Annotated in this window: 13 protein-coding genes; all 13 read right to left on the bottom strand. The window is 58.1% G+C overall.

All coding sequences use genetic code 11. The features are described 5' to 3' along the window. Positions 1 to 2 precede the first annotated feature (2 nt). Positions 3 to 755: a flagellar biosynthetic protein FliR gene (gene fliR / locus ACP7BS_RS07210; protein WP_426229070.1), complete on the bottom strand. Its 753-nt coding sequence runs from the start codon at positions 753 to 755 to the stop codon at positions 3 to 5. Beyond that, positions 752 to 2,839: a flagellar biosynthesis protein FlhA gene (gene flhA, locus ACP7BS_RS07215; protein WP_426229071.1), complete on the bottom strand. Its 2,088-nt coding sequence runs from the start codon at positions 2,837 to 2,839 to the stop codon at positions 752 to 754. Before flhA ends, fliR begins: the two co-directional genes overlap by 4 nt. Before the next feature lie 163 nt (positions 2,840 to 3,002). After that, complete coding sequence (gene fliQ / locus ACP7BS_RS07220) at positions 3,003 to 3,269, bottom strand: flagellar biosynthesis protein FliQ (protein ID WP_426229072.1); 267 nt, start codon at positions 3,267 to 3,269, stop codon at positions 3,003 to 3,005. A 6-nt stretch (positions 3,270 to 3,275) separates the two neighbouring features. Beyond that, positions 3,276 to 3,683 (bottom strand): flagellar hook assembly protein FlgD, encoded by a 408-nt coding sequence (gene flgD / locus ACP7BS_RS07225; protein WP_426237255.1) that lies wholly within the window; start codon positions 3,681 to 3,683, stop codon positions 3,276 to 3,278. Then, positions 3,674 to 4,123: a flagellar biosynthesis repressor FlbT gene (gene flbT / locus ACP7BS_RS07230; RefSeq protein WP_426229074.1), complete on the bottom strand. Its 450-nt coding sequence runs from the start codon at positions 4,121 to 4,123 to the stop codon at positions 3,674 to 3,676. Before flbT ends, flgD begins: the two co-directional genes overlap by 10 nt. Then, complete coding sequence (gene flaF / locus ACP7BS_RS07235) at positions 4,120 to 4,467, bottom strand: flagellar biosynthesis regulator FlaF (RefSeq protein ID WP_426237257.1); 348 nt, start codon at positions 4,465 to 4,467, stop codon at positions 4,120 to 4,122. The genes flbT and flaF overlap by 4 nt, the downstream gene beginning before the upstream one ends. Positions 4,468 to 4,504: 37 nt before the next feature. Continuing rightward, complete coding sequence (locus ACP7BS_RS07240; RefSeq protein ID WP_426229076.1) at positions 4,505 to 5,578, bottom strand: flagellar hook-associated family protein; 1,074 nt, start codon at positions 5,576 to 5,578, stop codon at positions 4,505 to 4,507. A gap of 4 nt (positions 5,579 to 5,582) precedes the next feature. After that, the gene (flgK, locus tag ACP7BS_RS07245) at positions 5,583 to 7,025 is read right to left on the bottom strand and encodes a flagellar hook-associated protein FlgK (RefSeq protein ID WP_426229077.1); all 1,443 of its coding nucleotides are present in this window, start codon (positions 7,023 to 7,025) and stop codon (positions 5,583 to 5,585) included. Between the two features lie 22 nt (positions 7,026 to 7,047). Beyond that, the gene (locus ACP7BS_RS07250; RefSeq protein ID WP_426229078.1) at positions 7,048 to 8,271 is read right to left on the bottom strand and encodes a flagellar hook protein FlgE; all 1,224 of its coding nucleotides are present in this window, start codon (positions 8,269 to 8,271) and stop codon (positions 7,048 to 7,050) included. A 101-nt stretch (positions 8,272 to 8,372) separates the two neighbouring features. Further along, entirely contained in the window at positions 8,373 to 9,044 is a 672-nt protein-coding gene (rem, locus tag ACP7BS_RS07255; RefSeq protein WP_060636008.1) for a transcriptional activator Rem, read from the bottom strand. Between the two features lie 280 nt (positions 9,045 to 9,324). Continuing rightward, positions 9,325 to 9,876: a transglycosylase SLT domain-containing protein gene (locus ACP7BS_RS07260; protein WP_426237259.1), complete on the bottom strand. Its 552-nt coding sequence runs from the start codon at positions 9,874 to 9,876 to the stop codon at positions 9,325 to 9,327. After that, positions 9,827 to 11,383 carry a flagellar hook-length control protein FliK gene (locus ACP7BS_RS07265; protein WP_426237261.1) on the bottom strand — a complete coding sequence of 519 codons (1,557 nt, stop codon included), beginning with the start codon at positions 11,381 to 11,383 and terminating at the stop codon, positions 9,827 to 9,829. Before ACP7BS_RS07265 ends, ACP7BS_RS07260 begins: the two co-directional genes overlap by 50 nt. Next, complete coding sequence (motC, locus tag ACP7BS_RS07270) at positions 11,380 to 12,693, bottom strand: chemotaxis protein MotC (protein ID WP_426237474.1); 1,314 nt, start codon at positions 12,691 to 12,693, stop codon at positions 11,380 to 11,382. Before motC ends, ACP7BS_RS07265 begins: the two co-directional genes overlap by 4 nt. Between the last annotated feature and the right edge of the window lies 1 nt (position 12,694).

Genomic DNA, 12,694 nt, shown 5'->3' on the forward strand with positions numbered 1-12,694 from the left:
GGCTAGATCCCTTGCATCATCGGACCGAAGCCATCGGCAAACAGCTTCAGCATCGCGGCGATGCCAAGATAGAGCAGGAACATGCCGCCCATGATCAGATAGGGTAGCGAGATGAAGTAGAGCGGCATCTGCGGCGCCAGCTTGTTGACCATGCCGATCGCGACGTTGAACAGCAGGCCGTAGATGATGAAGGGGCTCGCCAGCCGCAGCATGATGTAGAACGTCGTCTCGAGTGCATTGGTGAGCGTGATCAGCACACCCTGCGGATCGAAGCCGACGCCGAGCGGCATCACCTTGTAGGAATCGACGATGCTCGCCAGGATGACATGGTGGAAATCCAGCATGAACAGAACCATCAGACCGGCGAAACTGATCATGTTGGTCAACTGGTTTTCGGCGGTATCTTCTAACACGTCGTTGGCCGGCGGGGCGTTGAAGCCGATCATCATCGTGATCACCGTGCCGGTGAACTGCAGCCCAAGCACGTAATAACGTGCGATCAGGCCGATGACGCCGCCGATGACGGTTTCGGTGGCGACGATGTAGATATAGGTGTGGCCCTTGCCGGAAATCTGCGGATAGATTTCGTTCCACATGATCGGCAGGATGGCCATCGAGATCGCCAGGGCGACAAAGATGCGGATCTGCACCGACACACGTGCGGTGGAAAATCCGGGCATGACCATGATGCAGGCGCCGATCCGGCAGAATGCGGCGAAGAGCGCCAGCACTGTGCCTTCAGGGTCGGTGATCATGAAATCGAGCCAATGATCTTTATCTCGAGGCCCTTGGCGAGCTCGACATGCGAGAGAACCGGCAATGTTGCAAAAAGACGCTCGATGATCATGCGCACATAAGAGCGGGATTCGGGCGAACTTACCAGTACGAACGGCATGCCGCGGTCGAGATGTTCACGGATAACCTTGGTCGCCTGCTCGCTGAACTCCTCCAGATGGCGCGGATCGATGTCGAATTCGACGATATCACCCTTGGCATCGCGCTTCAGCGCCTGGTGGAAGACCATATCCCATTTGCTGCCGAGACGAAGGACGCGCAGCGTGCCGTTATCGGCAAGATCGCCGCAGAGCTGCTGCGACATGCGCACGCGGACATGCTCGACGATCTGTTCGGTCTTGCGGACATGCGGTGCGAGTTCGGCGACCGCTTCGAGGATCAGATGCAGATTGCGGATCGAGACGCGCTCTGCCAGCAACAGCTTCAACACCGCCTGCAGACCGGAATAGGACATGTGCGAGGTGCAGATTTCGTCGGCGAGCTTGCGGTATTCCGGGTCCAGCCGCTCGATCAGGATCTTGACGTCCTTGTAAGACAGAAGCTGCGGCAGGTTGTTGCGGATCACTTCCGACAGATGCGTCAGCACCACCGAAACATTGTCGATCGGATGGAAGCCTTCGCGCTTCAGGTCCTCGGTAAAGGTTTCGAGGATCGACACGGCCGGCATGCCGAATGCGGGTTCGCGGATATCGTCGCCCGGCACACTCGGCTTGCGGCCGCCGCCCGTGACGACGATGACTTCGCCGACACGCACGGTGTTCGACGCGATCGTCGTACCGTGGATACGGACATGGTAGGCCTTGTCGGGAATGCTGATATCGTCGGAGACCTTGATCTCCGGCACGATGAGACCGTATTGCCCGGCGAACTTGCGGCGCATCTTGCCGACGCGGAAGGCCAGTTCCTGGTGGGCGCCGAGAAGGCGGGTAGAGACCTGCTTGCCGAGCAGCAGTTCGATCTCGGCCGTCTTCAGGACCGACTTGACCGAGTCCTTTTCGCTATCGGTTTTCAGCTGCGCCGTCTGCTGGTCCTGATCACGCTTGAGCTTGTTGGCCGCAGCCAGCTGACGGGGGATGACCCAGCTGAGAAACGCCATGCCTCCACCAAGAATGGCGAACGGGAAGAATGGCAGACCCGGCATGAACGCCAGCATGATGATCAGCCCGGACGCCACCATCAGCGCCCGCGGGTAGCCGCCGAGCTGGTTGATGACGGCCTGATCGGTGGAACCCGACGTGCCACCACGCGAAACGAGCAAGCCGGCGGCCAGCGATACGATCAAAGCCGGGATCTGCGAAACCAGACCGTCACCGACCGACAGCTTGACGAAGACGTCGGCCGCTTCGCCGATCGACATGTCGTGGCGAACGTAGCCGATGATAATGCCACCGAAGACGTTGATGGCGGTGATCAAAAGGCCGGCGATCGCATCGCCGCGCACGAATTTCGACGCACCGTCCATCGAGCCGAAGAAGGAGCTTTCCTCTTCCAGCTCACGCCGGCGCCGTTGGGCTTCCTTCTCGTCGATCAGACCAGCCGAAAGGTCGGCGTCGATCGACATCTGCTTGCCGGGTATGGCATCGAGGGTGAAACGCGCGCCGACTTCGGCGATACGCGTCGCACCCTTGGTAATGACGATGAAGTTCACCGTGATCAGGATCAGGAAGACGATCAGGCCGATGACGAAATCGCCACCCATCACCAGTTCCGCAAAACCGGCGATGACACCGCCGGCTGCATCGTGTCCTTCATGACCATGCGAAAGGATGACGCGCGTCGTGGCGATGTTGAGCGCCAGGCGGGTCATGGTGGAGATCAGCAGAATGACCGGAAAGGAGGAGAAATCCAGCGGCTTCTGGATCCACAGCGAGACCATCAGGATGAGCACGGAGAATGCGATGGAGAAGGCCAGCCCGATGTCGATCAGAAACGGCGGAATCGGTAGAAAGAGAATCGACAGGATCGCGACGATGCCGAGGGCAAAGCCGACATCGCGGCCCTTGGGCGCGACTTTCGGGATGATCAGAGCAGGAGGTTGTGCCATCGGAAATTCCGTCTCGTCATGAGAGGCGGACAGCATTCATACCTGCTGCCCAAACTAAGCAGCAGGCCTAACGCACCAAACTTGCGCGAAGGTGGCATCGATGTCGAAAGGAGGAAAGGCGACGCGCTTTTCTCGGTGCGCCCATTTCAGCTTCGCCGGAACGTCAGAAGCCGGTTTGGATGCGGGAAAAGACGACATCGGTGAAAATCGAGATTTGCGCACCGACAAACGAGGCGGAAAGCGCGATGGTGACAAGCACTGCGAGGATTTTCGGTACGAAGGTCAGGGTCATTTCCTGGACCTGGGTCAGCGCCTGGATGAAGGCGATGACGACGCCGACAACCATGGCGGCAGCGACGGCGGGCCCGGAAGCGACGACCACTGTCCAGATCGCCGCCTGCACGATATCGAGGGCATCCGCCTCATTCATGAGCTATCACTTTATGGTAACGCCGGGTCCGATAACCAGTTCTTTCTTGTTATCGAGGACGGCAATGATTCCATCCGAGTATAGCTTCACTTCCTTGACGACACCAGTTGTCTTGCCGTCGGCGCTGGTCACCGTCTTGCCGATCACGGCATTGGCTTCGCTCAGCGACGTGCGCTGCAGCAGGCTTTCCAGATTGGTGTTGGTCTTGATCGTCTGCTCGACCTGCGAGAAGGTCGCGAGCTGGGCGATCTGCTGGGTCGAATCCATCGGCTGGGTCGGATCCTGGTTCTTCATCTGGGCCACGAGCAGCTTCAGGAAGCTGTCATAGTTCAGGCTTGCCTTTGCCTTGTCGGTCCCTGATTCCGTGCCGGACGCCGAGGGTATGTAACTGTTGTTAACGCCGCTTACCGCCATGGTGCAATCTCCTTGCGAATCTGTTCGATCGTTGCAGGGGTGATTTCCTGATTGTTCAAGATCTTGTCTTCGAGAGCATAAAGACCGCGGATCGCCTTCAGGGCGTCGAAGGCCCGGCCCTGTGTCACCATTCCGTCGACTTTCTTCAGCTCGGTAACGATCTCCTCGTTCTTGAAACAAGTCAGAAGCATGACGACCGACTTGCGGAACATGTTCGTCGACTGCTCGGCGCCTTCCGGATTGATCAGGATCATCTGAGCGATGAAATAGAGCTGCTTCAGCGGGGTCGTCGCATCTTCAGGCTGGAGAACATGGTTTTCGAGGAGGAATGTCACGTCGTTCAGGAATTCGACGGCCACCTTGCGGTCGACACGCAGCACTGCCCCGTTGACAAAAATCCGCTCGCCAGACTTTAGCGAAATACGCAGTGTGCTTTTCATTTGAGTCCATCCCTGATGATGGTTGTGATATCGATTACGCCCTGGAAATTCGAGGATTCGCGTTTGCGGATCTTCTCTGTCTCACCGAGAATCCAGATGGCTATGGAAATAAGATTGGCGCGCAGTTCGTCGTTTAGCTGATTGTCAGAAGCACGAAGATCCTCGATAAACCGGATCCAGACCCGCCGCGTGTAGTAAATCGCCTCGATCGCCTCCCGCGAATAGCCCTTCTGTCGCTTTGCGGCTGAGAGCAGCGCTATCGAGCGATCGAGCACCTGCCGTTCGCGATCCTTGGAGTCGGCAACGCCATCCTCCATGATCTCGGCATATGAAAACTGATACATTCAGACATCCTTCATGTTTGTCCTGTCCCTCAGCGCATCAGAGGAAGTTAATCAAGCTCAGCTGCTGAAGCCGCGAGGTCAGCGTGTAGGAAGCCTCGAGCTGGGTCTGCAATGTCTTCAGCATGGTCCCCGCCCCGACGGTATCAATCCCCTCCAGGTCCAGCTGGTATGACTTGACAATCTTGGTTTGCGCGTCGATCGACGTGTTCGCTTTCTTGACGCGCTCTTCCGACAGGCCAAGATTGCTCTGCATACTGATCAGTCCGGTGACGGCTTCGCCCATGTATTCGACGGCTTTGTCGGTGACCGCGCCGCGAACCTCATTGCTTAAGTTGGCGCTAAGAAGTTCCTTGGAAATCACGCTTGCGAGAGCAAATTTCCGGGAGCCTTCGGTATTGACGTTTGTCGAACTCTGAATGACTTCGTTGACGCTGACACGGCTGGTCATGTTCTGGCTGGAGGCGCTCGACCAATCCGTCCATTTCGACCCGGCCACAGACGGGTCGGCATACATCGGTTCCAGGGTATTTTCGATGAAGTCGTTCATCTGCGCCTTGGTGAACTGGCTGACCGACGTCAGCGGCGGCACCTGAACGGGCTGCGCGCCGATAAAAGTCGTCAATGCCGCGTCGTAGGACGCCTTGGCGGCGGATGTATCCGTATAGCCGGTGACAGGCTTGACATCGGTATTGATGCCCGAGAACAGATATTCACCATTCAGAGACGTGTTGGCGGCCGATGTGTATGTCGTCATCGCTGCCGTATTCTGGTCCTGCGCGATTTTCAAAAGGTTATCGGTGCCGCTATCCCGGAAAGCCATCAGCGACGACAGCGACTTCTGGGCAGCGTCCAGCGTCGTCTTCAACGCCTCCTGCGATCCGGAAAGCCTTTGCGTCACAATGGAATTGGTGCTTTTCAGCGTCGCCAACCGATCGATCTGCGATGAAATGTTGACCGAGCGGGAGGTAGAGCCCCCAAGCGCCAGACCATAATCCGAGTGAACGCCGGTCGCGATTTCGTTGTTCAGTTTGATCATTTCCGTCTGACCTCTTTGGATGGTCAGGCGCATGGCATTTTGAATGGCCAGATTGGAAACGAAAGACGTTTTCATGATTTTATCCTACAGCTTGCAGAAGGGCCGCCATCATGGCATCCACCGTACTGACCAATTTCGCCGATGCCTTGTAAGACTGCTCAAGGTCCAGCAACTGCGATAGTTCCTCATCGAGACTGACGCCTGTGACGTTGCTCAACGCATCTTGCGTGCGCGACAGCATGGCCGTCTTGTTGTCATTGGCGGTCGATGCCGTCTTTCGCTGCTCTTCCAGCCAACCGATCGAGGAAGCGGAAAAATCCAGGATGCTGCTTGAGCCGTCGAGCCCCGTCGCAGGATCGAAAGGCATATCGGCGCTGAGCGATGTAACAAATTTGTCCAGAAGTGCCGTGTAACCGGAACTTCCTGCAGTATTCGACTTGTAGGTGGGGCCATTGAAGCCGCCGTCGCGGACCAGCGTCGGATTGCTTGTGGCCAATGGATTGATCGTCAGTGATGCCGCCATGCCGGTGACAGTTGTGCCGGCCGCAGGCACGGTTCCACCTGCCCAGGTGAAGAGACCCGGTTTGGCCGTGGTCGCGGGTGTGGTGTTTTCCTGAAAGAGCGTCACCAAACCGCGGGCGATTTCATCGAGTTGGGACTGAAATTTTGGTGCCGTCTCATCCCGCAACTGGAGCAGGCTCGCAAGCTTGCCTTCGGCGCTGGTGTCGGCGCCTTTACCTGGCTTCATCGGTACGCCATCGACGTAGATCGCGTTGCCGTTGATCGATGCACCGAAACCGGGCGTTGGCTGAAAAGTCACCGCGCGCGCGCTGTTTTCGAACAGGACCGTGCCATCGGACGTAAAGATGACCGTATCGTTGTTGGCGCGTGTTACAGTGGAAATACCGACGATCTCGGAAATCTGGCGAAGCAGCTTGTCGCGCTGGTCGAGCGCATCGCTTGCGTCCGTGCCACTGGCTGTCGCGCCCTGTACTGCGTTATTGGCCTTTTCGAATTCGGCGAGCAGCTTGTTCAGTTTTTGAACGGAAGCGTCGATTTCCTTATCGGCATCGTAGCGCACGTCCTGGACGGAGGCAGATGTCTTATTCAACGACTTGGCGAGATCCGAGGCGCTCGCCACGGTTGTGGCCGCGATGGATGCGTTGCCGGGTGCCGCCGCCAAGGTCTGCAGGCTGTCACGGAATGATTTGAGGTAGTTCGATGGCGAGGTCTCGTAGCCATTGCCGCCGAGCGCCGCCTTGACTGCTTCCAGGCCGGTCAGCAAAGCGTCCTGAGCCGACGACTGCGAAATGCTGATGGAATGCTGCTTCATCAGCGCGTCGTTCTGGGCGCGCTGAATGGATACGATCTGCGCACCGTTGCCACTCGTGCCAAGCATTGCCATGCGCCTGGAGTAGTCCGCATTGCTCACATTCTGGATATTCTTCGAAACGAGTGCCGTTTGGGCCGCCGTGTTGTTGAATATCGTCTGTGCGGTGTTGATGGCTGATGACAGCGACATGACGCAGACCGTACCTTTTCAATTATCGCTTCAGGTTCACAAGAACGTCCAGCAGGTCTGCACCTGTCTGGAAGACTTTCGAGTTTGCCGTGTAGCTACGCTGGGATTCGATCATCGCCGTCAGTTCGTTAGCGATATCGACGTTGGAGCCTTCGAGCGCGCCGGACTGAATGCTGCCGAAGTCGCCGGAGCCGGCAAAACCGGTGATGATGACGCCCGAATCCACGCCCTGCGAATAAACATTCCCAGACTGTGGAATGAGATTGTCCGGGCTCTGGACATTGGCCAAGGCTACGCGGTAGCGCGGGTCGAGCGTGCCGTTTTCGTACTTGACGTAAACGACGCCCTCCTTGTCGATCTGATAGCCAGCCACCTTGCTTGGGGCACTACCGTCGATCGTACCGCCATCCGGAGTGAACTCTCGGCCGAGCTGCTGTGTTTTGGTGAGATCGATCGTCAACGCGCCGAGGTTGGCTCCCGTGCCCGGAAGACCGTTGATTGCGGTCGTCGTCAGCGTTGCCGGATTGGTCGTCAATTGACCAGCAGCATCGAAGGCGAGTGTCTTTGTGCCCAAGACACCGGTAGCCGGTGCGGCATAGGTGGCGCGGTCACGCACTTCGACTGTCCAAGCATTTGGGCCGGTCTTCTTATAGACAAAGTCGAGAAGGCGCGCATTGCCCTGGCTGTCGAAAACCTTGAGCGAGGTCGTGGATTCCGCACCGACGGCATCACCGGAGTTGAGCGTCGCACCCATCGCGCCCTTGGTCGAGCCCTTTGCGACCAAGCCATCGGAGGCGAGGTTGACCTTGGTCAGACCGTCAAATCCATTAACGACGACTGTCGGATCGACGCCTGCCTTGTACTCGTAACCCATCAGCGTGTAGCCGGCGGAATTTACCAGATCTCCATCGCCATTCTGCGTGAAGGCGCCGGCGCGGGTTAGGAAGTTGGAGCCATTTGCACCTTCGACGATGAAGAAACCGCCGCCGTTGATGGCCATGTCGGTGCCGGATGTCGTGTAGGTCGTCGGGCCTTGTTCCGAAATGCTGTAACGCACCTTGGTTTCGACACCACCGGAATTGTAAGCACCGTTGCTGGTCGGCAGGATCAACGAGGAGAATTCCGTCGATGCCCGCTTGTAGCCGGTGGTGTTAGAGTTGGCGATGTTTTCAGCGACCGTACCCAGGCGGTTTGCCTGGGCATTCATGCCGGAACCACCGGTTCTCATCATTCCGTAAAGACTCATGTCCGATCCTCGTTTTATCGTTATGGCGAGACTATGGGGTGGGCCTTGCGTGAACCTGTCTTGGGGTGCCGGATGCCGCACATCCGAAGCCCCGTCGACAATCAGCTCCAGTCGATGCAATAGCCAAGGAAACGCTTGGAATCGATCGGGTCGAAACCGAGCCGCTTGCGCAGCTTCTTGCGCAGCTTGCTGATATGGCTTTCAACGACGTTTTCTTCGACGTCCTCATCGAAAATGCCGTAAATGGCGTTGAAAATCTGGGACTTGGAGACGCGGCGTCCACGATTGGAGACCAGGTATTCGAGAATGCGGCGCTCGCGGCGCGGCAAGGCGAAAACTTCGCCCTGGACTTCCGGATCCCGGCCGTCTGAAAACACCCGGATCGGGCCGATGTCAGTGAAATTCACCAGCGCCTTCAGGCGGCGGCGGATTGCTGCCGCACGCGCCAGAATTTCGCGGGGGTGAACCGGCTTGCGCACGACGTCATCGACGCCGCAATCGAAGAATGCCAGCGTCGTTTCCAATGAAGGGCTGTCGCTGATGGCGATGACCGGGGCCGTCGAGCGGTCCCGGATAGCGCGGGGAAGGCTCATGGCCTTTTCGCCCTGGCCGATCAGGAACGCCTCGACGGCATCGATATCGCTATCGGCCGCCTTCGAAACCCAATCGCCGAATTCGCTTGGATCGAACCCCTGGGAGGGCACGCCCTCCCGTCCAAATAGTGAAGTATATCCGTCTTTCACGAGCTCACGCTCATCAACCACTACGATCATTCGTCCGCCTCCGAATCAATATCGCGCATCTATGGTTAAGAGGTACGAATCGGGGGATTCATGAACAACTATGGAATGTGAGTGACTGAAATTAATAGTAGATTAAGATTTGTGTGCCGATTTGAACTAGATATAGTGGCAGCGTCCGCATATGACACTATTTTTTATGTGGAAACGTTAACAGCCTATTAAGAAACCGCTTGTGGTCATTTTTCCAACTCAATGTTGACGCAATCGCCAGGAGCAATAAAAGCTATTTATAATTCATCTTTTAGTTGAGTTATTGGCAAAAATTCGACGCATTCGCCGTCCATTTTCCGTAGCCCGTCGCGACCAGATTGGCGATAACACGGCAGACATATTTTTTCTGCGCCGGATCATTGTTCGGTCCGGCGTGATAGCGGGCAACGGCCATTGTCCAGGTTTCGTGCCGGGTATGTAGATTGGAGAGGAACCGGGCCGCGTATTCGACATTCTTTCGCGGGTCGAGCATCTCGTCCGGCGAGCTGAAATTCTCGCCATGGAAGTAATAATTGATCTGCATGCAACCGAGATCGATCAGCTTGGCACCCTGCGCCCGCGCCGCAGCAAAGCGCTGCAGAACCCCTCCGGCGCTGTTCTCAAAAAAAGCCTTGCCTTCGATGTTCATCGCAAACGGCTGGAGCGATCCCTTCCGGCCGGTCTCCGTCAGCCCGACGGAATAAAGGATGCCCGCCGGTATCTGATACTTCGCCGCCGCCGCCGTGATCTCGCTTTCGCACACGCCGGGGCTTGCCTGGACGTTACATATAGACATCACCAGCGCGGTTAAGCTCAGTCCCAGAAGACGCATCGCCGCTACCTTCATTGCCCGTCCACCTTTCGCCGCCCTGTCCCTGACCGCCATTGTCATTGCGCTGCCCCTTGGCGCCGTCTCCAGCGGCCTCGCGGCCCTGCTGGCCTGTCTGAGGCTGTGGCTGCTGCTGCGCGGTGCTGCCGGACGTGTCCGAAGCGTTGAAGACGATATTGACCTGATCCACGGCGAAGCCTTGCGCGCGCAAGGCTTTGACCATGGCACTCTGATCATCGCTCAGCTGCCGGAAGGCATCGCCGGTCTCAACCTTGATCTCGACATGCAACTCGTCGTCCTTGAGCCGCAGCGTTGCCGTGACCATGCCGAGATCGATCGGGTGCATCTGGATCTTCAACGTGTTCAGAACCTTGCCGGTGGCCACCTGCGTCAACTGTGAATGATCTCCGGTGCTGCCCGGCTGGAGCGCGCGGGCCCATTCCGGGTTGCTGGCGATCTGGTTGGTCACAGCCGACGCGTTGCTTGAAGGCGCCAAGCCGAGATAGCGGCGCGCCTCTACCACTGTAACGGTTTCAGCCCTGGCTGTGGCAGCTGACGCCTCGTTCTTGGCGACAGCCTTGTCTCCATCCGAAGCCACGCTCATCGACACCGCTTGCCCCTTGCCATCGGCGCGCGCAAAGCGGAACACTTGGTCAGCTTCAGCATCAGTTCCGGCCTTGGTGGCATTCTTGACCGCGTTCGCATCGCCGCCTGCCTGCCCTTCGGTCTTCGCCGTATCCTTCGCACCAAGCTTCGCCTTGCCGGCCCGTTCGGCGAGCGCCTGGAACTCGGACATGCCTGGGGCCGTGCCAGCCGTCACCGACTGACTTGCCGCCGCCGGCTTCTGCGTAGCATCCAAAAGACTGAGCAACTGGCTGACATCGCCCGCAGCCGCGTCCGGAGCGTTCGCCGCCAGGGCGTCATCCGGGTTTATAGTCTTGTCGTCGTGCCGGGCGAGGTTTGTCCCGGCATTTTTCATCAGGCCGGCAATCTTCTCGCCAACCAGCCCGTCAATGGTTTCCCCCGCATCCTCGCCAGCGCCGGCGCGGCTCGCCTGCATCAGCGAGAATTTCTGCAGATGATCCACTTTTGCGGCGGCCAGCGAACCTTGCACCGGCATCTTGCCCTTGACGTGAGTGTCCGCGGTGGAGGAAGAACCGAGCAAGGATTTCATGAGGCCATCGTGATCCGTGGCAAGGCTCTGCAGCGGCGAAAGGCCGTTCTCGCCGGAATCGACAGCCAAGGGATCGGTTCCTGTTTCCTTGGACGCGGCAACCAGCACCTCGGCCGCAGAAGACTTGAGGGTCTGCGTCAGGCTGCCCTCGACACCTGGTTTTCCGTTGATCGAGACCACCGGCTGTTTCTTTTTGCCGGCGTCCGCAAAAGCATTTTCGAACGCGGACTTCTGATTGGCGGCGTCCATATCATCCGGCTTGCCCCCCGACTTTCCGCCCGCCTTGCCTGATCTTACGGGACTTGCTCCCAGCAGGTTGTCGTCTACGAATGTCATTGTTGGTCTTCCCCCTTCAGGAGAGAATCGATCTCGTCGAGCTTCGAGCGGCCTGTGCTCAAAAATGCGTCGAGAACCGGGTCAGCCGGAGCTTGCCCGGACGAGGCCGCCTGCGGCATCGCATTGGGTTGAGCCGCCTTTAAAGCCACTTCCGACGCCGGCGTTGCAAACGGACTGTCACCGCTGCCGGTGTCAGCTCCGCTCTTTTCCGTTTTGATTTCGGATTTGACATTAGAAACAGATGCTTGCGTCAAGCTTTCCGGCTGGGGTGCACGCAGCACTTCCTCGGCGATCACGGTTGCGGCCTGGCGCAAGGCGCGATCGCGGGGTGACAGCTCCGCTTCGGGAATGGCACTGATATCCTTGACCGCTTCGAGAATACCCTTCGATGGAATACCGACCAGGCCGGAATAGAGGCTGGCCAAGGCCTTGGGGCCTGCATCGGCAACGCCGGAAAGATCCTGGGCCCGCGTTGAGGCGAGCGTTGCCAGTTCCTGCATGCCGCCAATCGCTGCGCGGCGGGCAATGCGCAAATAGACTTCGCGCTGCCGGGGCTTGTCCATGAAGCCAAGAATTTCCTGGATCTTTGTTTCGGTCTTCTCGCTGTAATTGACCACTGCCAATTCGACGAAAACATCGGCAAACTGGCTGGCATAAGGAGACGTCAGGAACCGGCGGGCATAGGAGAGCGAATAGGCAAAGCCCTTCTCCGGCATGGCACCACGGGTCGCCAGCGATATCGAACGCCGCAGGGCGGCTTCCTCGATGTTGGTACCCGGCGCCGTCAGACGGGCCCAATCGTAATATTGCAGCGACTTTGCCGGGCTCTGCTGTGCCGTCGCGTTGCCGAGAACCAAATAGAGATACGGCCCAATCCGCGAGTTCCGGTATTCCGGAATGGCTTTCGCCAGGTTTTCCACCATCAGCCCGCCCTTGCCTGCGAGGTAGTGGCTTAGCGCATCGACAACCCGGGTATCAAAATTGCCCCCGATGTCGTGATTGGCGAGATAGGACAGGGTTTCCGGGTTGCCACCGCTCATCGCATAGAGGAAAGCGGCATCGACATTGCGCGGATCATCGAAAACCGTGGGATCGGATTCCCGCAGACGCTTGTCGATCGCCGCCAGCATGAAGCGCTGCATCTCAGCCGCCGAATGATCGCCAAGCACGATGGCGTCCTGGATAGCCTGCAGCGAGCGCAGCATCTTGTAGGGCGGCAGATCCTCCGGGCCTTGCGCATGCGCTGCCGTCGCCGGGATTGTCCCGGCGGCACATGCACAGAGAAGGAGGATGCGCATCGCCTTCAACATC

The sequence above is a fragment of the Pararhizobium sp. DWP1-1-3 genome (assembly GCF_049896125.1).
GTDB lineage: Bacteria > Pseudomonadota > Alphaproteobacteria > Rhizobiales > Rhizobiaceae > Pararhizobium.